This is a genomic window from Pseudomonas koreensis (genome assembly GCF_024169245.1).
In the GTDB taxonomy this organism is placed as follows: domain Bacteria; phylum Pseudomonadota; class Gammaproteobacteria; order Pseudomonadales; family Pseudomonadaceae; genus Aquipseudomonas; species Aquipseudomonas koreensis_F.
This window is the reverse complement of the sequence record NZ_JALJWP010000001.1, coordinates 2,932,720-2,955,746: the sequence shown is the minus strand read 5'-3', so window position 1 is coordinate 2,955,746 and position 23,027 is coordinate 2,932,720. Positions and strand designations below refer to the sequence as shown.

At 59.1% G+C, this 23,027-nt stretch carries 15 protein-coding genes; 10 read left to right on the top strand and 5 right to left on the bottom strand.

Translation table 11 applies throughout. The features are described from left to right. The first annotated feature begins 108 nt into the window (after nucleotides 1-108). Together J2Y90_RS13255 and J2Y90_RS13250 are read left to right on the top strand one after the other, a co-directional pair. Nucleotides 109-420: a DUF962 domain-containing protein gene (locus J2Y90_RS13255; RefSeq protein ID WP_130910813.1), complete on the top strand. Its 312-nt coding sequence runs from the start codon at nucleotides 109-111 to the stop codon at nucleotides 418-420. A gap of 14 nt (nucleotides 421-434) precedes the next feature. Beyond that, nucleotides 435-1,025: an HD domain-containing protein gene (locus J2Y90_RS13250; RefSeq protein WP_253500314.1), complete on the top strand. Its 591-nt coding sequence runs from the start codon at nucleotides 435-437 to the stop codon at nucleotides 1,023-1,025. A 77-nt stretch (nucleotides 1,026-1,102) separates the two neighbouring features. Here the strand turns inward: J2Y90_RS13250 and J2Y90_RS13245 are convergent, their stop codons facing one another. Then, a complete protein-coding gene (locus J2Y90_RS13245; RefSeq protein WP_016771137.1) occupies nucleotides 1,103-1,918 on the bottom strand; it encodes a UDP-2,3-diacylglucosamine diphosphatase in 816 nt (271 codons plus the stop codon). Between the two features lie 217 nt (nucleotides 1,919-2,135). On the opposite strand from J2Y90_RS13245, the gene J2Y90_RS13240 reads away from it, so the two are divergent. Further along, entirely contained in the window at nucleotides 2,136-3,029 is an 894-nt protein-coding gene (locus J2Y90_RS13240) for a DMT family transporter (RefSeq protein WP_253500312.1), read from the top strand. Here the strand turns inward: J2Y90_RS13240 and J2Y90_RS13235 are convergent. Next, nucleotides 3,023-3,310 carry a SelT/SelW/SelH family protein gene (locus J2Y90_RS13235; RefSeq protein WP_253500310.1) on the bottom strand — a complete coding sequence of 96 codons (288 nt, stop codon included), beginning with the start codon at nucleotides 3,308-3,310 and terminating at the stop codon, nucleotides 3,023-3,025. The genes J2Y90_RS13240 and J2Y90_RS13235 overlap by 7 nt on opposite strands. A gap of 69 nt (nucleotides 3,311-3,379) precedes the next feature. On the opposite strand from J2Y90_RS13235, the gene J2Y90_RS13230 reads away from it, so the two are divergent. After that, a complete protein-coding gene (locus J2Y90_RS13230; protein WP_253500308.1) occupies nucleotides 3,380-5,569 on the top strand; it encodes a patatin-like phospholipase family protein in 2,190 nt (729 codons plus the stop codon). Nucleotides 5,570-5,699: 130 nt separating this feature from the next. Here J2Y90_RS13230 and J2Y90_RS13225 read toward each other — a convergent pair whose 3' ends face one another. The 3 genes from J2Y90_RS13225 to recQ form a co-directional block, all read right to left on the bottom strand. Further along, on the bottom strand, nucleotides 5,700-7,499 hold the full coding sequence (locus J2Y90_RS13225) for a FimV/HubP family polar landmark protein (RefSeq protein ID WP_253500306.1): 1,800 nt from the start codon (nucleotides 7,497-7,499) through the stop codon (nucleotides 5,700-5,702). 127 nt (nucleotides 7,500-7,626) lie between these two features. After that, on the bottom strand, nucleotides 7,627-8,061 hold the full coding sequence (locus tag J2Y90_RS13220; protein ID WP_016771142.1) for a MarR family transcriptional regulator: 435 nt from the start codon (nucleotides 8,059-8,061) through the stop codon (nucleotides 7,627-7,629). Nucleotides 8,062-8,383: 322 nt separating this feature from the next. Then, a complete protein-coding gene (recQ, locus tag J2Y90_RS13215; RefSeq protein ID WP_253500304.1) occupies nucleotides 8,384-10,513 on the bottom strand; it encodes a DNA helicase RecQ in 2,130 nt (709 codons plus the stop codon). Nucleotides 10,514-10,919: 406 nt separating this feature from the next. Here recQ and J2Y90_RS13210 point away from each other — a divergent pair, with 406 nt between their 5' ends. The 6 genes from J2Y90_RS13210 (at nucleotide 10,920) to J2Y90_RS13185 (ending at nucleotide 22,722) form a co-directional block, all read left to right on the top strand. Then, complete coding sequence (locus tag J2Y90_RS13210; RefSeq protein WP_042607482.1) at nucleotides 10,920-11,507, top strand: YecA family protein; 588 nt, start codon at nucleotides 10,920-10,922, stop codon at nucleotides 11,505-11,507. A 10-nt stretch (nucleotides 11,508-11,517) separates the two neighbouring features. Further along, nucleotides 11,518-11,913 carry a YbaN family protein gene (locus J2Y90_RS13205; protein WP_253500301.1) on the top strand — a complete coding sequence of 132 codons (396 nt, stop codon included), beginning with the start codon at nucleotides 11,518-11,520 and terminating at the stop codon, nucleotides 11,911-11,913. Nucleotides 11,914-12,038: 125 nt separating this feature from the next. After that, entirely contained in the window at nucleotides 12,039-16,067 is a 4,029-nt protein-coding gene (locus J2Y90_RS13200; protein WP_253500299.1) for a hypothetical protein, read from the top strand. A 61-nt stretch (nucleotides 16,068-16,128) separates the two neighbouring features. Beyond that, nucleotides 16,129-17,037, top strand: coding sequence for a hypothetical protein (locus J2Y90_RS13195; RefSeq protein WP_253500297.1), 909 nt, complete (start codon nucleotides 16,129-16,131; stop codon nucleotides 17,035-17,037). A gap of 50 nt (nucleotides 17,038-17,087) precedes the next feature. Continuing rightward, a complete protein-coding gene (locus J2Y90_RS13190) occupies nucleotides 17,088-18,665 on the top strand; it encodes a hypothetical protein (protein ID WP_253500295.1) in 1,578 nt (525 codons plus the stop codon). A gap of 310 nt (nucleotides 18,666-18,975) precedes the next feature. Continuing rightward, nucleotides 18,976-22,722: a YncE family protein gene (locus J2Y90_RS13185; protein ID WP_253500293.1), complete on the top strand. Its 3,747-nt coding sequence runs from the start codon at nucleotides 18,976-18,978 to the stop codon at nucleotides 22,720-22,722. The last annotated feature ends 305 nt before the right edge of the window (nucleotides 22,723-23,027 follow it).

Genomic DNA, 23,027 nt, shown 5'->3' with positions numbered 1-23,027 from the left:
TAAAGTGGCGCCGATTGTCACTGGCCCACGCCAATGATCACTCTAGACTCAAATAAGCTACCCGACGCACAACTTGTCGCCAGAACAATCACCACAGAGAGCGCGGTCGTGGAAAACATCAAGCAGTTCAACAGCTTCGCCGAGTTCTACCCGTATTACCTCGCCGAGCACAGCAACAGCACCTGCCGTCGCCTGCATTTCATCGGCACTTCTCTGGTCATCTTCATTCTCGCCCTGAGCATCGCCAAGAGCGCCTGGCTGCTGTTGCTGGCGTTGCCGCTGGCCGGTTACAGCTTCGCCTGGATCGGCCATTTCTTTTTCGAGAAGAACCGCCCGGCGACCTTTCAGCACCCGCTGTACAGCCTGCTCGGCGATTTCGTTATGTACCGCGACATGATTCTCGGTCGCGTGGCGTTCTGAATGAGGGTCTGCCAATGAATGCCCATGCTCGCTTCACCCATATGCAGGACGGCACCGAGGAAGACTGGGCGATCATCGCCGCCGATTTCAGTGCCTATGCCAGGCAGCTGCCGTCGCGGATCCTCGCGCATCTGAAACTGCTTGAAGGCGACTTCGGCGGTTTCCCGGTGGATCGCCTGACCCACTCATTGCAAACCGCGACCCGCGCCTTTCGCGACGGCCGTGATGAGGAATACGTGGTCTGCGCGCTGTTGCATGATATTGGTGACACCCTCGGCTCGTACAACCATCCGGACATCGCTGCGGCGATTCTCAAGCCGTTCGTGAGTGCGGAAAATCTGTGGATGGTGGAAAAACACGGAATCTTTCAGGGCTATTACTTCTTTCATCACCTGGGCATGGATCGGCATCTGCGCGAGCAATTCAAGGATCATCCGCAGTTTCAGGCCACGGCCGAGTTCTGCGCCAAATACGACGCGGCGGCGTTTGATCCGGCGTATGACACGCTGCCGCTGAGTTTCTTCGAGCCGATGATGGAGCGGCTGTTTGCGCAGCCGAAGAACTCGATTTACAAGGCTGCGATGGAAGAACACAGCCCGGCCTAAGATCAAAAGATCGCAGCCTTCGGCAGCTCCTACATGAGATCTGTGTAGGAGCTGCCGAAGGCCGCGATCTTTTGCTTTTAAGCGATCTCGGCAACTTTGGCCGCTTTCAATTCCGCCTCTCGCGCCTGCGCATCCGCCAGTCGATACAACTCGATCGTGCCATCCCAATGCTCGATCAACGCCGTGCACGATTCGACCCAATCGCCGCAGTTGAGATAGTCCACCCCGCCGACCTTGCGAATCTCGGCATGGTGAATGTGCCCGCAGACCACGCCATGCAGTTCGCGCTTCACACACTCGTGCGCAATGGCTTCTTCAAAGTCGCTGATGAAACTGACGGCGGTCTTCACCTTGTGCTTCAGGTACGCCGACAGCGACCAGTAACCATAGCCATAACGGGCACGCCAGTGATTGAGCCAGCGGTTGAGCGTCAGGGTGAACTCGTAGGCCGAGTCACCGAGAAACGCCAGCCAGCGGTGATAACGGGTGATCACGTCGAACTGGTCGCCGTGAATCACCAACAAATGTCGACCATCGGCCGTGACATGCACGGCCTCGTCGACCAACTGGATATTGCCCAGAATCAGTTTCGAATAGCGCCGCAGGAATTCATCATGGTTGCCGGTGACGTAGATCACCTCGGTGCCGCGCTTGCTCATGGTCAGCAATCGGCGGATGACGTTGGTGTGCGCCTGCGGCCAGTACATGCCGCTGCGCAGTTTCCAGCCGTCGATAATGTCACCGACCAGATAGACCTTGTCGGCGTGGTAGCCCTTGAGAAATTGCGACAAGTGCTCGGCCTGACAATCCCGCGTGCCCAGGTGCACATCGGAGATCCACAGGGTTCGCACCCGTTGTTTGCGACTGGGTCTGGCGAGCTCGGCGCTGGTCATGGGCAACCCTCTGCGATGTTTTCGCCACTCTGCGCGTGCCCGGTTAATCAACCATGACAAGTGTGAGTCAGTCGTGTGACAGCGCACATCGTTCAAAAATTGAGGAATCGGATGACAGACGCCACGATGTCAGCCCTTTAGACTGGCGCTCTTTTGATGATCGTTCCCACGCAGGGAACGATCAAACAATCGAATCGTGTCTGGATTAAGGAATGCAATGACTCCGCGTACTGCCCTCGGCGCCCTGCATATCGGCGCTTTGATGTTCGGCCTGACCGGTGTGTTCGGCAAACTCGCTGCCGCGTCGCCAGCAGTAATCGTGTTCGGCCGCGCCGCTTTTGCCGTGCTCGCCCTGGCCTTTTTCGCCCGACTTGCCAGCCAGAGCGGCTGGCAAAAGCTGCAAGCGGTGGACTGGCGACGCCTGGCGCTCAGCGGTGTGTTGCTGGCCGGTCACTGGGTGAGCTTTTTCGTATCGGTGAAGATCGCCGGGGTGGCCATTGCGACATTGGGCTTTGCCAGTTTCCCGGCGTTCACCGTGATTCTCGAAGGGCTGATCTTTCGCGAACGCATCCGCGCCAATGAAATCGTGCTGGTGGTCTTGGTCAGCGTCGGTCTGGTGCTGGTAACCCCGGCGTTCGATCTGGGCAGCGGCGCAACTATCGGTTTGCTCTGGGCCGTGCTGTCCGGCCTGTTGTTCTCGCTGCTGTCGCTGACCAACCGCGCCAGCTCCGGGCGCATCCCGGCGGTGCAGGCGGCGTTGTGCCAGAACGTCGTCGTGGCGTTGTGTCTGCTGCCCGTCGCGGCGCCGCAGCTCAGTGAGGTGCGCGCGCTGGACTGGTTGTGGATCGCCCTGCTCGGGGTGTTTTGCACAGGCGTAGCGCACAGCCTGTTCGTCGCCAGTCTCGCGGTGATCAAGGCACGCACGGCAGCGGTGGTGTTCGCCATGGAGCCGGTTTACGGCATCACCATCGCCTGGCTGCTGTTCAGTGAAACACCAACCCTGCGCATGCTCATCGGTGGCGCGCTGATCATCGTCGCGATCGTGGTCTCGGCGCGGATGTCAGGCAGCAGCGACAAGAAAACCATCGCCGCCGAGGCCGCCTCTCACTGAGTGCGGTCGTTGTGACCGAGGTCGCGGTCAGGATCGATCTGATCGCGCACCCGCTGCTTCAATACCTTGGCCTCGGGGAAACCACCATCGGCCTTGCGTTCCCAGATCTGTACGCCCGAACACGTGATATGAAACACCCCGCCGGTGCCCGGCACCAACGACACTTTGCCCAGGTCGTCAGCGAAGGTGCTGAGCAGTTCCTGCGCCAGCCATGCGGCGCGCAGCAACCACTGGCATTGGGTGCAATAAGTGATGACAACTTCGGCTTTGGCGACGGTCATGATCGCTGAAACTCCTGACAAAGGGCGCCGCTATAATAGCCGGCTTTACCGCTTGCCCCGAGACTCACAATGCGCCGTTTGCTGTTCTGCCTGCTGCTTGGTTTCCTTCCCCTGCTGGTCCACGCCAGTGAAGCGCCACGACCGAAAATCGGCCTGGTGCTGTCCGGCGGTGCTGCGCGCGGGCTGGCGCACATCGGCGTGCTCAAGGCGCTGGAAGAACAAGGCATCAGGATCGATGCGATTGCCGGCACCAGCATGGGCGCGGTGGTCGGCGGCCTGTACGCCTCGGGTTACAAGATCGATGAGCTGGAAACACTCGCGCAGAGCATCGACTGGCAAGCCGCGCTCTCCGACGCGCCGCCGCGTGAGGATGTGCCGTTCCGGCGCAAGCAGGACGACCGCGATTTTCTGGTGAAGCAGAAACTCAGCTTTCGTGATGACGGCAGCCTCGGCCTGCCGTTGGGGGTGATTCAGGGCCAGAACCTCGCGCTGCTGCTGGAAAGCCTGTTGGCTCACACCAGCGACACCCGCGACTTCGACAAACTGCCGATCCCGTTTCGCGCCGTGACCACCGACATTGCCAATGGCGAAAAAGTGGTGTTTCGCAAAGGCCACCTACCGCAGGTGATCCGCGCGAGCATGTCGATCCCCGCGGTGTTCGCACCGGTGGAGCTCGACGGGCGACTGCTGGTCGACGGCGGCATGACCGACAACATCCCGCTGGATGTCGCGCGGGAAATGGGCGTCGACGTGGCGATCGTCGTCGATATCGGCACGCCGCTGCGCAACCGAAAGCAACTGACCACGGTGGTCGATGTGCTCAATCAGTCGATCACCCTGATGACCCGGCGCAACTCCGAAGAGCAACTGGCGACTCTGCATGCCAATGACGTGTTGATCCAGCCTGCGCTGGCCGCGTTCGGCGTGACCGATTTCGGCAAGGCTCAGGAGATGATCGATGCCGGCTACCGCGCCACGCGCATCCTCGATGCCCGTCTGGCCCAACTCAAACCGACTCAAACCCAGGACGCGGAATTGAACGCCGCCCGCCAGCCGGGACAGCGCACACCGATCATCACCGCAATCCGCGTCGAGAACGATTCGAAAGTCGATGATGACGTGATTCGCTATTACATCCGCCAGCCGATCGGCGAACCGCTGGATCTGGGGCGCCTGCACTCGGACATGGGCACGTTGTACGGCCTCGATTACTTCGATCAAGTGCGTTACCGCGTGGTGCACAAAGGCCAGGATCACACCCTGGTCATCAGCGCCAGCGGCAAGCGCAGCGGCACCGATTACTTGCGGGTCGGCCTCAATCTGTCGGACGACATGCGCGGCGACAGTGCTTTCAACCTCGGCGCCAGTTACCGCGTCAACGGCATCAACCGCCTCGGCGCGGAGTGGCTGACCCGCGCGCAGATCGGCGACAAGCAGGAGCTGTACAGCGAGTTCTATCAGCCGCTGGATGTCGGCTCGCGTTACTTCGTCGCGCCCTACGCGTCGTTCGAGGCGCAGAACGTTGACTCGGTGCTGGATAACGATCCGATCGCGCAGTATCGCGTCGAGCGCTACGGCTTCGGCCTCAATCTCGGCCGACAGATCGGCAACAACGGCGAAGTGCGCTTCGGCGTCGGCCAGGCCTGGGGCAAGGCTGACGTGCGCATTGGCGATCAGGACCTGCCGAGCGAGAGCTTCAACGAAGGTTTCTATACCGTGAAGTATTCCTACGACTCGCTGGACAACGTGTATTTTCCGCACGAGGGCAAGGACGTCAGCCTGACGTTCGCCCAGTTCGAGCCAGGTCTGGGTTCAGACAACCGCTATCGCCAATGGGAAGCGAAGTTCGACAAGGCCATGAGCCACGGGCCGGATACGCTGATTCTTGGTGGGCGCTATGGCCGTACGCTGGACGATGCCAATGTGGTGACGTCGAGTTTCCTGCTCGGCGGCGCGCGGCAGCTATCGGGTTTCCGTGAGGACGCGCTGTCCGGGCAGAACGTCAGCCTGATGCGCGCCGTGTATTACCGCCGTCTGACGCCGCGCTCCTATCTGCCGCTGGACTTCCCGCTGTACGCCGGCGCCTCGCTGGAACGCGGTCGGGCGTGGAACAACGACAACGAGTTCGACAGCGGCTACATCAATGCCGCGAGTGTATTTATCGGCTTCGATACGCCGCTGGGGCCGTTGAATTTCACGTATGGGTTGAATGATGCGGACGAGCAGGCGGTTTATCTGAATCTGGGGCAGACGTTCTGACCTGAAACCGGCGTTGGCCGATCTGGCGCCTTCGCGAGCAGGCTCGCTCCCACAGGGAGAACGCATTCCATTTGTGGGAGCGAGCCTGCTCGCGAAAGCGGTCCAGGATGAACCCGAAATCCGTCGGCGCTCAGCGAATCCCCGCCAGCAACGTCCTTGCCGTCTGCTTCAACGGCTCATCCCCTTCCTTGAGCAACTCATTGAGCAGCGTGATCGCACTGTCGATGTCGCCGTCGTCAATGCAGGTTTGCGCCTGTTCGAGCTTGCCGGCGGCCTCGGTCTCGCCGGACTCGGGTAATTGCAGATCCAGAGGCTGCAACACCAGCGATGGTTCGGAATCGCCGAACTCATTGAGAAAGTCGTCGTCCAGCGGCTGGGCGTCGGGTTCGGGAATCCATTCGAGCTCGGCTTCCTCGCCAGATGCAGCCTGTGGCAATTCGAAGTCGACCGGTAGCACGGACAGGCTTGTGCCCAGCTCTGGATCATCGATCGGCGGCGCGGCGGAACCGGTGCGGCTGTCGTTGAGATCCCAATTTGAATCCATCGACAGCTCACCCAGATTCAATTCGAAATCGTCTTCGGCAGAGCCGAGCGTTGATGCGAGCGGCGCGGCGACGGTCGCTGCCGTGGCCACGGGCAGCTCGGGGGCAGCTGGCGTCGCGAACACCGCCGGTGTTGCGCCCGCCAGTTTCGGATGGCGAGCGCGTGCTTCGACCAGTTCGCGGTCATCAACACCGAGGGCACGCAGATGGTTTTCCTGCTGTTCGTAAGCGGCGCTGTCGCCCTGCCGTCCCAGTACTTCCAAAAGTTGCAAACCGATATCGGTACGCCCGGGTTCCTTGTGCAAGGCGTCGCGCAGCAACCCGGCCGCTTCGCTGAGTCGGCCATAGGCCAAGTAGATGCCCACGGCCTCCAGCACGTCGCCGGCACCGGGTTCGTCGCGATGATCGGTGGCCGCGTGCGAACCGACAGATTGTTGAAGTTCGGGCTCATCGACGTCGTCTTCAGCGCTCACCGGTAATAGCGGCAGCGGCGTGCCATCTGCTGTCGAACGTTGCTGACGGCGGCGTATGAGCAACGCTGCCAGCGCGCCCAGCAGCAATACCAGTCCACCGAGCAATGGCCAGTTCAAGCCATCGTCGGTCGCCTCGACCGGAGCTGAAACAGCAGGCGGAACCGGCGCGACCACGGGCGGTGGCGGTGCTTTCTGCACTTCGGCCAGACGGGTTTGCAAATCTTCGATCTGCTTCTTGCCGTCGGCTATTTGCACTTGTTGCTCTTGCAGTCTGAGGTTCTGTTCGTCGAGGGTCTTTTGCAACTGCTGAGTCAGCAGCACGCTGGCGGCCAGTTGCTCGGCCTGCGCATCGTTGGCAGGTGCCGCTGGCATTGGCGGCACAGGCGCGGCGGTGCGTTTGCCTTGGGCAGCCTGGGGCGGTGCGGTAACCGGTTCGACGGTTGGAAACTCGGAGGATTGCGGGCGCGGATCCGGCTCGTCGGTGGCGGGCACGATGCCCGGCGAACCCGGTGGGTCGATCAGCACCGTGTATTCGCGCAGCAGTCGGCCGTTGGGCTGATCGAGCTGCACGAGGAAGTTCAGGAAAGGTTCGTTGACCGGTTTGCCCGACGTCACCCGGATCATCTGGCGGCTGCCACGCAGGATCGGAGTGAACTTGAGGTCGTTGAGAAAGAACACCCGCTCGACGCCGGCCCGGCCGAATTCATCCGCCGAAGCCAGGCTGGCCGAGAGATCGTTTTGCGTCAACGTGCCGACATCGACCAGTGCGATGTCGGCCTTGAACGGCTGATTGAGGGCTGAGTGAACAGTGATTTCGCCCAACCCCAACGCCATCGACCAGGTCGAATAGCTGAATACGCCGGCAGCGAGCAGCCATTTGGCGCCCCCGCGCAGCATGTGCCGACTTGCGAGCATGAGCATCCCTTAAATAAGCAAAACCGGTTTCTATGCGTTCGCACATCCGTTACGAACACGATATTGCCCAGTAGTTCTTATAGTCGGCTCAGAGCGATCTCTCAAAAAATCGCCGTCGGGATGTGCCTCAAGATTTTTCCAGATTGGCCAGAATGTGCCCGTGAACGCGCATGCACACCTTCAAATCCGCCTCGTCGACACCTTCGAACAATTCGTGGCGCAGTTGTGTGGCAATGGTTTCGATTTGTTCGATCAGCGGCAGCGCAGGTGCGCAGAGAACGATTTTTTTCGCCCGGCGGTCTTCCATCACTGACTGGCGTTGCACCAGTCCCTGGTTTTCCAGACTATCGAGCAAGCGCGCCAGAGTCGGGCCTTCGACGCCGACACTCTGCGCCAGTTCGCGTTGGGTCGGCGCCTCCTCGAAGCGCGCCAGATGCAGCAATACCAGCCAGCGCGCCTGCGACAGGCCCAGCCCGGCGAGACGACGATCCAGTTCGGCACGCCAGCCACGGGACATCTGGGCCAGTTGCATACCAAAGCGATGTTGATCGGTTAACGGCATAAAACACTCACGGTTAGACTGAAAATACGGGAAATCTAATTATTAGTCAGCTAAGCATGGGTGGCAGTTATAGGCAAGAGTCGCTCTGTACTGAATCGTTACAACTGCGTGAAGATCAAAAGCCCCTCACCTAAACCTCTCCCAGAGGGAGAGGGAACTGATTGGGGGATGCTTTGAAGATTCGTCGACCTGACAGCGCTCGCTGAATCCGTAATCGACTCGTTCTTGCAGGTCGACGTATGGCGCCAGACACCGTGATCGGCCCCCTCTCCCTCTGGAAGAGGGATGGGCGGGCGGCGTTCCGATGAGGGGACGGGCCAGATTACATCTCGAATTCAGACTGCAACGCCGCCCGCACGCAATACAGCACGCCTTCCGGGACACGCCCGGCAAATAACTCGGCCACTTCGGCGACGGACGGCAACTCGCCTTCGCCGTCGAGAAATGCGTCCTGCACTTCGCTCATCAATTCCTCAGGCAAGTCCAGCGCCTGCTCCAGCGACAATTGCTGCTTGCCGATGGCTTCGGCGAGCATGGCGTAGACGTTCTTCTCCGAGCACTGCAACTGCCCGGCGATCTGCAGCGGGGTCATGCCGGCGCGGGCCAGGGTGATCAGCTCGTGACGGACATCGGCCACCACCTTCGGCGCCTCGGCCTCGCCGCCGAGCACTTCGAGGAAGGCTTCGCCGTAGCGTTCCAGCTTGCGCGCGCCGACGCCGCTGACCCGGGCCATTTCCGCCAGCGAAGTCGGCTGGCTGCGCAGCATTTCCAAAAGCGTCGAGTCGGGAAAGATGACGTACGGCGGCACGCCATGTTCTTCGGCAAGCTTGCGGCGCAGTGCGCGCAAGGCTTCCCACTGTTCGCGTTCCTCGCCGCGCACCAGCTGGCTGGCCTGGCTCTTGCTGCCGGTTTTGGCGGTGACCTGCGGTTTCAGGTCGCGGCGCAGTTCCAGTTTCACTTCGCCCTTGAGCAGTGGGCGGCAACTGTCGTTCAAGCGCAGACCGCCATAACCTTCGTGATCGACATCGGCCAACCCACGCGCGACCAACTGGCGGAACAGCGAGCGCCACTCGCTCTCGCTCAACGCCTTGCCCACGCCGAACACCGACAGGTGCTGATGGCCGAAGCTGCGCACTTTTTCGTTGTCCTTGCCCAGCAACACGTCGACCAGATGGCCGACGCCGTAACGCTGACCGGTGCGGAAAATCGCCGACAAGGCCTGGCGCGCCGGCTCCGTCGCGTCCCAGGTCTGCACACCGTCGACACAGTTATCGCAATGGCCGCACGGTTCGGGCATGTCTTCATCGAAATAGGCCAGCAGTGCCTGCCGACGGCAGCGGGTTTCTTCGCACAACGAGAGCATGGCGTCGAGCTTGTGCTGCTCCAGACGCTTGTGCCGCTCGTCGCCTTCGGAGTTCTGCAGCATCTGCTTGAGCATCACCACGTCTTGCAGACCGTAGGCCATCCACGCATCCGCCGGCAGCCCGTCACGGCCGCCGCGTCCGGTTTCCTGGTAATACGCCTCGAGAGATTTGGGCAGATCGAGGTGCGCGACGAAGCGTACGTTGGGCTTGTCGATGCCCATGCCGAACGCCACCGTGGCAACCATGATCAGGCCTTCCTCGTTGAGGAAGCGTTTCTGGTGATAGGCGCGCAGATCGTTGGGCAGACCGGCGTGATACGGCAGCGCCGGGAAGCCCTGCTCACTGAGGAACGCCGCGACTTCTTCAACTTTCTTGCGCGACAGGCAGTAAACGATGCCGGCATCGCTGCGCCGTTCGGCGAGGAACGCCAGCAACTGCTTGCGCGGCTGCTCTTTCGGGACGATGCGGTAGAAAATGTTCGGACGGTCGAAGCTCGACAGGAAGCGCTCGGCGTTTTGCAGGTGCAGGCGATCGACGATTTCTTCACGGGTGCGCTTGTCGGCGGTCGCGGTGAGAGCGATGCGCGGAACGTTGGGGAACAGTTCTGCCAATTGACCCAGTTGCAGGTATTCGCGGCGGAAGTCGTGGCCCCATTGCGACACGCAATGCGCTTCGTCGATGGCGAACAGGGCGATTTCCAGGCTTTGCAGGAATGCCAGCATGCGCGGCTGAACCAGACGCTCGGGTGCCAGGTAGAGCATTTTCACTTCGCCGCGCTTGATCCGCACGGCAAGATCGCGCTGCTGCTCGGCGCTCAGCGTGGAGTTCAGTGCAGCGGCAGCCACGCCCAGCTCTTCGAGGGTGGCGACCTGATCGTCCATCAGCGCGATCAACGGCGAAACGACCACCGCCAGGCCCTCGCGCAACAGTGCCGGCACCTGGAAGCACAACGACTTGCCGCCACCGGTAGGCATCAGCACCAGCGCATCACCGCCGCTGGCCACGCGCTCAATGATCGCACCCTGACGGCCACGGAAACTGTCGTAGCCGAAGATGTCCTTGAGGACGCGTTGAGCCTGTTCGAGCATAAAAACTCCAAAAATCTACCGATACATCCCTGCTCAGGCTGGTTCAGAGCAGCCTCGGCTGCTTAAACAAAACGTAAGAACACATTGCATGACCAGCGCAGCGCCGGCAGGGATCGCAAAACGCGGCAGTATACCCGAGGCCTTCGCCGCAGAGGGTGCCGCTGAGAAGACACCTGATAAACCTGCCACACACAAAACCCTGTGGGAGCGAGCCTGCTCGCGAAAGCGACCTGTCAGTCGATGCAAAAGTGCCTGATACACCGCCTTCGCGAGCAGGCTCGCTCCCACAGGGTTATTCATCTTTCCAGCAAGGCCGGTAATTCGGGCAAATCTGCCAAGCGGCTGGCTAGAGCGCGCAAGAAGGCCTAGAATTCCCGCATTGTTTATTCCCCAAGGTAGCCCCGTAATGTCCTTCGCTGAGCAACTGACCCGCCTGCAAGTCTTCCTCGACGCCGACGAGCTGCACGAAGAGGCGCTGGATTACGTCGCCGCCCACGGTTACCTGACCGCGCTGTCGATCTGCTCCGAAGACGTTCCGGAGCGCGAGTGGATCGACGCGCTGTTCGCCGAAGAGCCGCATTACAGCGACGAAGCCCAGCGTGCCGAAATCGAAGCCACGCTGATCGGCCTGAAAGCGCACATTGCTCGTCAACTGGCCTCGGATGAAGAATTCGAACTGCCTTGCGAACTGGATCTGGGCGAAGAGCCGGACGATTCCGAACTGCGCGGCTGGTGCATCGGCTTCATGGAAGGGGTGTTCCTGCGCGAAGCGGCCTGGTTCGAAACCGCCGAAGAAGAAGTCAGCGAAATGCTCCTGCCGATCATGGTCGGCTCCGGCCTGTTCGACGAACAACCGGAGTTCGAAGACATCGCCAAGGACGCCAATCTGATGGACGACATGATCGTGCAGATCCCGGAAGCCCTGACCGCGCTGTACCTGCTGTGCCAGGCCCCCGATGAAAAACCGGCGATCCTCAAGCCTCGTCACCACTAAGATCCGGCCTATGGACAACCCCATAGGCAACCGCTCCCTGATGTTGCGCTACGTGCTGCTGGCCATCGGCTGGCTCAGCGTGGCATTGGGGGTGATCGGCATCTTCCTGCCGGTCCTGCCCACCACCCCCTTCCTCCTCCTCGCTGCGGCGTGCTTCGCGCGCAGCTCTCCGCGCTTCTATCGCTGGCTGGTCGAGCATCCTCGCCTGGGGCCATGGATCCGCGACTACCTCGAAGGCAATGGCATTCCACTCAAAGGCAAGGTCTACGCGATCGGGCTGATGTGGGCGAGCATTCTGTTTTCCTGTTATCTCGTGCCGCTGGTTTGGGCGCGAGGTTTCATGTTGACCAGTGCGGTATTGGTGACGGTTTATATTTTGCGGCAGAAGACGTTGCGCAGATCCTGAGTGACAAACCACAACTACCGTTCGTCGGAAAACAGCCCTTACCTGTCAGATCTGACAGTGTCCATAATTGTGCCATAAGCGTTAACTCATCCCTGTCGCTCAATGCTCGGACGGGAGTTTTCGCCATGCTGGCCCAACACGCATTTGCAATTCCAACATCAGGCTTGATTGAGCCGGAAATTCCGGATCGTACCCTTCCACAACTACCAGATGGTGAGTGGGGGATAAATGCTGCAGCTGCGCGAGGCGTACATCCGGACAAAGGACTACAGGTTTATATCCATCCCTGGTCATTGATGGGCAGGGGCGACAGGTGCGAACTGTTGCTCGACGGTAGCCTCGTTGACGAATATGTCATCTCCGACGACACCGACATCGGTCAACGCATCACTTTGTTTGTCGCACCACGCCATCTTTCAACAGGCGCCTACACCCTGTCCTACCGGGTAAAACGACTCAATCAAGAGTGGGAATCCCAAACGCCGCCCGTCAAACTTCGCGTCAAACTCGAAATACCCGCTGGCCAGGACACAGACCCGGAGGAAGGCCGTCATTCCAATCTGTTCATGTACATCCCACCGGAAATCGTCAATGGCATCATCGACGGCGACATCGCTGAAGAAGGCGTACCCATTGTCATCCGTGCTGCAGCAGGCGCTGAACCGCCCTATCCCGACGCTGCCGTGGGAGATATCGCTGTTCTGAGCTGGGGTGGCGTGTATGTGGAATCCGACCCGTTGACCGCGGAGCAAATCCGCGATCCCGCCGCTAATCCGTTCGTGATCAGGATCACAAAAGAAACTATTGAAAAAGCGGGTGATACTGACGACTCAGGCCTGGCGGTGAGCTTCAGAATCCGCGACATTGTGTCCAACTACTCGGAGGACTGGTGCAAGGAAACCCGCCTGCGGGTATCACTCAACGTTGACCTGCGTAACGCGCCACTGGTCAAGGAAGCGCAAAACAATGCCGTTGACCTCGACAAGCTCGGTGACAAGGGCATTACGCTACAAGTCGTCGCAAGAACACCGCAGTTCGAGCATAACGAGACGATCAAGCCAGTCCTGCGTGGCACTGCTCAAAATGGTGACGTCATTGAGTTCCCCGCAGCGCCACAATTGGTCGACAACCTTCCCCACACCTACGAATTCCCGTTCAGCAACGCCGACCTGCGCACGCTGGCGAAAACCCAGGTCACTTTTTCTTATGAGGTAGAACGTCCCACCGCCAGTGATACGTTCCACTCAAAAAGGCAGTTCGTGCGAATCGACGGGGAGCCTTTGCAACTTGCCGCACCGCTTGCTGATGACATGGAAAACGGCGCACTCGACCCTGATCTCGCTTTTACCAGAATTCGTATTCCGCATGATCCGGTCATAGAAGTCGGCATGGGCATCGCTGTGCAATGGATAGGCATCCGGCCCAACGGCTCCACGTATAACCCGCTGTTCGAACCCTATCTTCCGGACCGTGTCGAGGTTGAAGATAAAAACGGATTCACCGTGACGGTCGAGGGCAAGCACCTCAAGACGATTGAGGGCGGCACACTCACCCTGGCGTACAAACTGCTCATCGCCGAAGGCGACTCCATCATCAGTCGCTTATCGCGCTCCACTGCACCGTTGAACGTGGGGGAGCCGCGGTTCGAACTGGATGCGCCTCTGGTCCTGGGGGTGAAGGATGGAGCGCTGGAGCCCGCCGATTTGCCCAACGGAGAAAGCAGGCTTACCGCGCCGCGACCCACAGGCACTCCGAGCAAGGACAAGGACGAAGTGACCTACCGATGGGAGGGCGAAGTCTCCGGCAAGACGCAAGATATGATCAGACTCAATGGACTGTCGGCCAACAGGGATGTCAATTTCAATCTGCGCGCTGATTTCATTACCAAGCACATCGAACCGAACCGCGATAAAAAGGTAACGGTCGCCTATGAGATCTGGCGTGCCGAAACCGATACAACCAGTTACTCGAATCCGCTGACCTTTGTTGTGGGGCAGGCCCAGCAGGAACTGCTCGACCCCGCCAAAGTGCGCGAAGCCATCGATAACATACTCGATCCGGCCAACGCCCCCAACGGCGCCACCGTTGTCATACCCGCCAACCGTCCCGAAAACGCTGGCGACCACTTCTACATGAAGTGGGCGACCATCGACGACGAGTTCGAAGATGACAAGTCCGTCAGCGGTAACAACCAAGGCAAAGATGTGGAGTTCCCGATTGACCGCGAGAAAGTCCTCGCCAGTTTGAATAAAGCGGTCATCGTCAGTTATCGGGTAGACCTGTTCGAGGGCGGCTCCGCCACGGGTGAAGACTATGACCTGAAGGTGGAGGCACAGGAATTCAAGCTGCCGGTTGCCACATTCCGTGAAGCAACCGGTGCGCAAAAAGATCAGCTGAACCCCGATGATGTTTACCCGAATGGCGCCACTGTGGTTATCGCAGCTTCCGCGCAATTGAAGACCGATGATGAGATCACGGTGACCGTCGCGGGCAAGACCACAACACCTCATCCCCACACAGTGCTGTCGACCGAAGCGGACAAGGAACTGACATCCATCAAGATACCGCACTCGCGAATCAACGCTGAAGAAGGTGGTGAGATCGCACTCTCCTACACCGTTAAACGCGCGGCCGGTAGCAGCGACGGCCCCTCTGACCCAACGGTCTATGACGTGCGCAAGGTGATCGGCAGCGGCACTTTGAAAGTGCTCGGTGCACGCTATAACCGCAGTACTTACCGGGCCTCCAGCGCCACGCGAATCTTGAGTGCTTTCAATGCCAACACGGGCCAACCCTTGGTGGCCGAATGGAAGTACCCTTCGGGCAGCCAATGGTCGAGTGGTACCACCTGGCGCGACACCGCTCCGCACGAACCCCTGCAGGTGCGCACCGCTGACGACCTGGTCACGCTCAATCCGGCCAACATCATCGGCAACGGGATCGACACCACGGTGACCGGGCTGGCAGCGTTCGTCGCTCACCGCGATGTAGGCGATGTGGTGGGCTGGGGCAACGCGGCTTATGGGGCGAACATTCCGTCGACCATCATCACTATGGATGACATCGTCGAAGTGAGCTGCTCACGCAGCGCTTACGCGGCCCGTCGCGCCAACAGCGCAGTAGTGGCCTGGGGCACTGCCGCAGAAGGCGCAAGCATGATCGGCATTGACCCGTTGAATTTCAAGCAAGTGGTTGGTAACGCCACAGCATTCGCCGGGCTGAAGACCACGGGCCGCATCGTTGCCTGGGGCACGGCGACTGACGGCGGGACGCTTCCTGAAGCGATCGGCAACCTGACCGACGTTGTCAGTATCACGGCCGCCGGCCAGGCCTTTGCCGCGCACCGGGCGACCGGGCAGTTGGTGGCCTGGGGACTGGCAGCGAATGGCGGTGAAATTCCAACCGATATTGGCGGATTCACCGATATCAATGCGCTACTCGGCAGTTATGGGGCATTTGCCGGCCATCGGGCCAATGGAAGAATCGTCGGCTGGGGCCATGCGACCTATGGTGGCGCTGTCCCTGCCGACATCGCCGCCATGACCGACATCATCGAACTGAGTTGCGCCAACGCCCAGGCATTTACGGCAAGACGTGGCAGCGGCCAGGTCGTCGCCTGGGGTACCGCCGAATACGGCGGCACGATTGATCCGCTGATCGGCGGGCTGACGGATATCGTCGAAGTCAGCTCGACCTGGCGTGCGTTCGCAGCGCGGCGTGGCAACGGCCATGTCGTGGCCTGGGGCCGGCCGGCAGAGGGCGGCGAAGTGCCCGCTGGAATCGCGGCGCTGGACGACATCGTTCAGGTATGCGGTTCCTCGATGGCGTTTGCCGCCCTGCGCAGCAACGGCACCGTCGTCGCGTGGGGAGATGCCACGGTGGGCGGCGATACCTCAACGGTTGTCGATCAACTCACCCAGGTCCAGGCGCTCTATGACAATACCCATGGATTTACCGCATTGACGGCCGATGGACGCGTCGTGACCTGGGGCAATGCCGACGGAGGCGGCGATAGCAGCGCGGTGCAGGATCGTTTGCGTGGCAAGGTCTCGCACTTGGCGAATCCCGTTTCCAGAGGACTTGCACTCAAAGCGCAGCGCTGGCTCGAAGTGAATACCGGCCCGTCCACCCAGACAGAAAAATCGTCTCGCTGAAGCAACCGCGGTGCTCCTGGGAAATGAGAGCACCGCATGCCAACAATCAAGAGGTGGTGACATGGGTACTGAGCACAGTGGAATGCAAGCACCTGAGGTTGACGAAGCCTCCGACGGCGTTCTGGACCCGGCAACACTTCCGGCCCCTGGCGCGACTATCAGAATAAAGCCTTACGACGGCATGGCGTATCGTGACCACGTGTATCTGTTTGTCGGCGACCATTACACAGACGATATACCCATCAGCTCGTCCGCCGTGGGCCGGGATGTGACGTTCCCCGTCGAGGCCAAAGAGTTCGTTGCAGGTGCCGACAACCTGTTGCCCATCCGATATGAAGTGCAGTTTTACCAAGGCGATCGCAAAGAATCGCTGGTTTTTACTCTGCAGTTGCAAGCTGGCTTTGAAGTCGATGCAACACTGGATCTGTCTGACTTCGACTATGTGGTTTCGGTAGAAAAACCACCGAAGCAAGTGCCTTCTGCTGCACGCATGCGCCGAGAGGCGCAATGGGGCAGCGCACCTTACACGTATGCCAGCAGTGATTCGACAATTGCCAAAATCGATGAAGCGTCCGGCGAAGTCATCGCCATGAGGAACGGGCATTGCTCGATCAGCGCCACTGACAGCCAGAACGTGCCCAGGTCCTATTCACTGACGATCAAGGGCATTCGCGAAGTGCACTTCCTGAGCCATAACGCAGACTGGAAGGGCATGGCCGAGGTCTGTGCTACCGCCAAACTGCAACCTCCCACAATCGCCCAGATGAAGCGTTTCTGGACGCTCTACTATCCCGATGCCGCCCCCGTTGCCACCTACCTGGGCTGGCTCAACTATCCGTTCTGGACCGGCGACGTGCTGGGGGCCGGCACCGCCTGGACCTACGACTTGAACGGCGACTCCATAAATGACAATGCCAGCAGCCACAACACCGATTCGTTCTGGCAGGTAGTGGGCGTTTCTCAAGTCTGAGCGAGCACAGGGAGTGCATCATGCATCGCATAACAGGTGCCAGAAACTGGTTGCTTGCACTGCTGCTGTCAAGCACGTTGAGCGAAGCCGCCACCGGCCCGGAAACCGCACAGTTGCTGAACAGGCGCTACCAAAATACCGTCGCCGAATGCGTGGGCGCCAACCCGGCGTACTTTTGCAGCGGCGTGCTGGTGCGCGGCAGTAGCGAGTCAGGCGAGTTCTGGAAGCATGGCGACGTTGCCACACAGTTGGGCGCTGAAAGCTTTGCCTATCTGCGCGCGGACCTCGGCACCCGCACGCTGGCGCAGCCGAACGGGATGATCTTCAGCGACTCGTTTACCGCCATCGGTCAGGGCAAATCGCTGGATGTGCTGTGCGCCTATCCCTTCGAACTTGCACTGGATGGCAATCGCCCGGACTTCGGCTGTGCAACGCAGACCGCGCTAAAACACGCTCGGGATGTCAGCTCCTGCGCGGCTCAAGGGGTGACCGACGCGACCGGTTGGCTCAGCCATTTTCAGGAGCAGGGCCAACAACCGCAGCGACAATGCTCGCTGAGCAGTCTTGTGCCGTCTCAGTTCAAGGCCAGCCTGGTGGCCCATCAGGGTCTTGAAGACGATTGGTCAGCCCGGCCCATGCAATTGCAAGTCAGAAACTGGGCCATCGACGCTCCTGCCCAGTTGCCGATTCAGGCACTGTTCTACGACATTACGAAAACGGGCGCGCTGCTCGGCGCCCAGACGGATCAACGCGACTACTTCAATGCCACCGGCGATTGGCTGCCGCTCTTGCGCATGGATCTGACGCAGGCACCCGATGCGGTGTTCGGGTTCAACCAGCAGGATCAGTTGTACATCGGCTATCAAGTGGCGGCGCGGTTGAACGACAGATATTCAAACACCTCGCCTACGTGTCCAGACGGCACGACCGCTTATTACTGCAACGGCGTACTACTGCGCGGTACGCAGGCCTCGACGGCATTCCACATGTGGAATCCGAGTCCGGGCTCCGTAACCAATAACGGAGTGTCCTTTACCTATTTGCGCGTGGACGCCGATTTGAAAAAACCGGTGTACAAACAGGGTTTTATTGTTCGTGAGAGCGCCGCACCGGCAGCCACGCCGCTTGCGGTGATGTGCGCCTACCCATTCGATGGTGCAACCAGCCGCCCGGTCGAAGACACGTGCCGGATACGCGGTGAAATGTGCAACGAACTGGGAGTGACCAGTGTGCAGGCATGGGCAAGTCGCTATGCGGCCAATCCGCGCAACAGTTGTGCATTCAACATTGATGCCGAGCAATTTCAGCTGAACATCGATGTTCGTCCCAGCGTCCCCAACGGCGATGGCTGGAACGAAGTGATGATACGCACCTGGCCGCAGGACATTCCTCTGCAAATCCCTATGGAAGTCTTCTACTACAGCTTGACCGGTCATTACGACAGCAATGGACTGTTGCAAGCACAGTTCGGCCAACGTGACTACTTTCAAATCACGGGGCGTTTTCTGCCAATTGTGAGGTTGAATCTGGAAGCCGCGGACGGTCGGGTATTCAGCTACATCCCGGACGATCAGATCGCACCCGGCGCGCCTGCCGCGATTTTGATCGTTCCAGACATCGACTTATGAATATTCGAGTGCTGTTTATCGCACGTCTGCTCTCGACTGGCTTACAAGCCGCAGCGGCCCGGAAACGCACGCCTGGGCACCGTCGCCGAATGCGTAAGTGCCGATCCGATCTACTCAAATGCAGGTGTGAAACGCAATTCCGTAGTGGGAGCGCGCCTGCTCGCGAAGACGTTTTCCCAGCCTTCACTCAAGCAAAAAAACAAACCACCGCTCGTCGGATACCCCTGCGCACCTGTCAACTCTGACAGGTGCGCAATCCCTTCAACGCGCGTTAACTCACGCTGTCCCTTTCCCACACAGAGTCAGCGCCATGCCCAGCCAGAACAGCCCCCTGCTACTCAAGGAACTTGACATCCCCGGGCGCAGCAAAGAACCGGTGTCGACGGTTCCCATTATCTGGGGTATCGGCATCGCGGCCGCGCTGGGCAACTTTCCGCTTAATGGCTTGCTGTGCCAGGCGGGGCCGTGGGGGAACATGGCGGTTGGCGACAAGTTGACGATCTTCTGGGGCACCGGGGAGAACGTCTGGGTGGAAACCGTCGACAAGACCGAGGTCGGCACGCAACTGCGCATGTTCGTGCCCTCCCGGCACATGGTCGATGGCTCGTTTGCGGTGTCCTATTCCGTCAAGCCGCTGGGCGGCACGGATCAACCGTCCGAGGTCATGCAGGTGCTGGTCAAGCTCACGCGTCCGGGCGGGCACGATGACAATGGTGAAATCGGGCATTCCAAGCTGATCATGACGATTCCCAAGGAGATCGTTGACGGCGGTATCGACAAGGACAACGTCGCCGCTGGCGTGCCGATCACCCTTGGCAAGACCGCTGGCACAGCGCCCTACCCGTACGCGGCGGCGGGCGATGTCTGTCGCATCAGTTGGGGCGGGATCTTCGTGTTCAGTGAGCCGCTGACTCAGGAACAGGCTGAAGGCAAGGCGCCGGTCCTCGTGACCATTACCGAAGCCGTCATCCGCGAGGCCGGTGATGCGGATTCTCCCGGTGTGGCCGTGGCGTTCGAGGTGTATGACAAGGTGCTCAATCGCTCCGAAGACTGGAGCCCCGAACAGCGCATCGTGGTGGCCGTCGATGCGACCCGGCTGGACGCCCCGATACTCAAGGAAGCCAAAAACAATGAGCTGGATCTGGACGCCCTCGCGGGCAAGCCGGGGACGGCACAAGTCCCCACCTCGAAGTCGGAATTCGAACTGGGCGACATCATCATTGTGCGGGTCAAAGGCACGCCGACCGAGGGCGCACCGATTGACTTCAACGTGGAAAGCAAACCGCTGGACAACCTGCCGAGTGTGGTCGAACTCGAACTGCCCAACGCAGCGCTGATGCAGCTGGCAACGAAAACATTCTCCTTGTCCTGCAGCGTGAAAAAAGCCGACAGCCCTCCCCATCGGCATTCCAAAAGCCAGTTCATCACCGCCATCGGCGAAGTCCAGCGACTGGCCGCGCCGATCATGCTGGACGAGGACTCCGGGGCGCTGGACCCCGCACTGCCTCAGATTCGCCTCGAGATCCCCTTCGACAAATCCTTTGCCCAAGGCCAGGTCCTCAAGATATTCATGCTCGGCACCAGGTCCGACCTCAAGCCCTACCTGCCTGACCTGCCGACGCGCCTTATCACCCGTAACGACGTCGTCGACGCGAAACCGCTGCTGTACAACATCGACGGCAAACACCTGGCCCCGGTCAACGGCGGCACGGCGGAGTTCTACTACCAGCAATTGATCGCCGAAGCGGTGCTCGCCACGCTCAACCCGTACGAGGCCACCCGGGCCATTCGCGAGTCGATCCACACTGAAATCCTGCAAGTCGGCGAACCCCGCCTGGAACTGCCCGAACCCGAGGTGGCTGGCGTAGTGGACGGCGTCCTGCCCGCCGACACCGCCGGCACCACCCTGACTGTGGTGTACATCGAAACGGTTGCTGGCGACGAAGTGTTCATATTCTGGATCGGCTCGATCACCGGCGAATACCCCGATTCGATCAAGCTGAACGAGTTCACCGCCGGACAACCGGTGCCCTTCCCCATCGGTGCCGAGCTGATCAAGGGCAATGAAGGCGGAACGGTCGAGGCCAGGTACGAGATCAAACGCGCGGCAGACGGGACGAGTTATTCCAATTCGCTGACGTTCAGTGTTGGGGTGGCGCTGGATCTGAAAGAGCCGAAGATCAAGGAAGCACCGAACGACACCAGCCTCGACCCGCTGGATGCCCAAAACGCACTGACCGCGGTGATCGACTATGACGGCATGCTGGTCGGCGACAAGATTATCGTCCGCTGGATCGGCGCACCCGGAACGCCCGCTGCCGGTTCGCACACCACCGAGCCATGGCCAGTCACCACCGTCGGTCCGCAAGAAATACCGCTGGCTGTCTCGGTGCTCGCTTTCAACCTCGCCAAATCAGTAACCCTGCTTTACAGCGTGACACGCGGCACCCAGGATCCGGAAGACTCTCGCCCGCGTACATTAGTGGTGTTGCAGCTGGGTGTAGATATTTCGCACTCACCGAAAATCATTCAGGCGGCCGACGGTGGTGACGGGACTGAGCTGGATGTGTCCACGCTCACTGCTGCGGCCACTCTTCGCGGTGGTTTCTGGCCGCACATTGCCGCTGGTCAGCGTGTCTGGATGCGAGTTGAAGGCACAAAAAAAGACGATACCGAATATAAGCGCATCGTGTGGAGCGGTCCGAGCACTGCCGTGGACGCCCGCTGGATATCGCAAGGTTATCTCGATGCGTCCTTTCCCTTGGAGGATCTGCAGGCGTTAAAGGACCTCAGCGCACTCACCGTGTTTTTCATGGCTACTCCGGATCACAGCACGGATGAAAACCTGGCACTGGGTTTTCCTGTGCGGACTTATACGGTGAAGGCCGTCGAGGACGCAGTGCTAGTGAAGTTCACCAATGCGCCTTACGTGATCGCACCGAGAGGTCGGCTTAAGGATATCGAAGTTCAACTCAGCAATTTGGACGGAACACCCCTGCAGGGAACCGTCACATTGGACCTCCCCGCTGATTTCAGCTTTAGCGATGGAGGAAGCGGCTCACGGGATTTTCCCAGCAACACCGAGGGCAAAGTCAGTGTACGCGGTGTAACGGGCGCTCAGACAAGTGGAAGTTACAATCTGGTGGCCAGTAAAGGTGCGTCAGTTGGCGAGGCATCAGCGACCGTAACGGCTCAGGGACAACTGAACAGTATATTTCTTGGTGGTGGCTCTTGGGATATCGCTATCAGCTCGGACGGTACACGGATCTACGTAACCAGCTGGCAGAAAAATAACATTTCCATTATTGACACCGCCTCACATGAGATTGTGAACACGATAGACGACGTTACTGACGCAAATGGGATCGCATTGAGTCCTGATGAAGGGATATGCTATGTGAGCAATTCAATGATAAACACAGTTACAGTCATCGATTTGTTGTCGAGAAAAATAATCAAGACAGTTGATACAGACATAGGCCCATGGGGTGTAATCATAAGCAACAATGGGCAATGGCTATTTACCTGCAATTACTCCACAAATACTGTCACACAGATAAATACAAGCACTTACGAGACCAAAAATATTACTGTAGGAAAAGCCCCCCGCTACGGCGTTGCCAGCCTAGACGACAAATCCATTTACATTTGTAACACACAAAGCCCAAATATATCCATAATCGATATTGAAAGCAGTAACGTCCGTCAAATTGAGCTTTCAGATCGAGCATGGAGTATAACTTTCAGCCCTCTTGGCGAATTTGCCTACGCTACCATGGATCATGATACCGCCGTTATAGACGTTAAAGATGAGCGAGTCATAAAATACATCGAAAACAGTGGTGGAAGAGGAATTACAACCACTAGCCCCGGGCGGTACATTTACATTACAGACATGGAAAGCAACAAACTTTTTAGGGTCAACACAACTACCGGATTCGTTGGGCCATTTTACGTTGCGGGTGAAGTCCCTTGCCATCTTATAAAAAGCACGGACGAAAAGAAATTATATGTCTGCAATTATCAAAGCGACTATGTATCGTGCGTAGACCTATAGCTTTTTCAATACATATGAAATATTCCAGCTGAATTTTCGCCACCTCAAAATAAAAATTCAGAATTTATGAATATTTCGGGGGCGGATTTATTTTAATCAGTCTTGAAATGCTAAAGAACCGAAGCCTTCTGCAGCTCTAGGGATTACGTCTCCCGTAGGAGCTGCCGAAGGCTGCGATCTTTTGCTTTTTAAACGAAGAGTTTAAAAGACACCTACAGACACGGTATCAAGGCTACAAATCCTTGCGCCAATACCTACAGCCAAGCCAGAATCCGCCGGCTTGTGCGCCTTGGGGACGGGTTCTA

What these genes read in the sequence shown, in the direction of transcription:
- J2Y90_RS13245 (WP_016771137.1), bottom strand. Translation starts at nt 1,918, where the DNA reads ATGACCAGCGCCGAGCTCGCCAGACCCAGTCGCAAACAACGGGTGCGA.
- J2Y90_RS13200 (WP_253500299.1), top strand. Translation starts at nt 12,039, where the DNA reads ATGCTGGCCCAACACGCATTTGCAATTCCAACATCAGGCTTGATTGAG.
- J2Y90_RS13240 (WP_253500312.1), top strand. Translation starts at nt 2,136, where the DNA reads ATGACTCCGCGTACTGCCCTCGGCGCCCTGCATATCGGCGCTTTGATG.
- recQ (WP_253500304.1), bottom strand. Translation starts at nt 10,513, where the DNA reads ATGCTCGAACAGGCTCAACGCGTCCTCAAGGACATCTTCGGCTACGAC.
- J2Y90_RS13220 (WP_016771142.1), bottom strand. Translation starts at nt 8,061, where the DNA reads ATGCCGTTAACCGATCAACATCGCTTTGGTATGCAACTGGCCCAGATG.
- J2Y90_RS13225 (WP_253500306.1), bottom strand. Translation starts at nt 7,499, where the DNA reads ATGCTCGCAAGTCGGCACATGCTGCGCGGGGGCGCCAAATGGCTGCTC.
- J2Y90_RS13250 (WP_253500314.1), top strand. Translation starts at nt 435, where the DNA reads ATGAATGCCCATGCTCGCTTCACCCATATGCAGGACGGCACCGAGGAA.
- J2Y90_RS13235 (WP_253500310.1), bottom strand. Translation starts at nt 3,310, where the DNA reads ATGACCGTCGCCAAAGCCGAAGTTGTCATCACTTATTGCACCCAATGC.
- J2Y90_RS13205 (WP_253500301.1), top strand. Translation starts at nt 11,518, where the DNA reads ATGGACAACCCCATAGGCAACCGCTCCCTGATGTTGCGCTACGTGCTG.
- J2Y90_RS13195 (WP_253500297.1), top strand. Translation starts at nt 16,129, where the DNA reads ATGGGTACTGAGCACAGTGGAATGCAAGCACCTGAGGTTGACGAAGCC.
- J2Y90_RS13185 (WP_253500293.1), top strand. Translation starts at nt 18,976, where the DNA reads ATGCCCAGCCAGAACAGCCCCCTGCTACTCAAGGAACTTGACATCCCC.
- J2Y90_RS13230 (WP_253500308.1), top strand. Translation starts at nt 3,380, where the DNA reads ATGCGCCGTTTGCTGTTCTGCCTGCTGCTTGGTTTCCTTCCCCTGCTG.
- J2Y90_RS13210 (WP_042607482.1), top strand. Translation starts at nt 10,920, where the DNA reads ATGTCCTTCGCTGAGCAACTGACCCGCCTGCAAGTCTTCCTCGACGCC.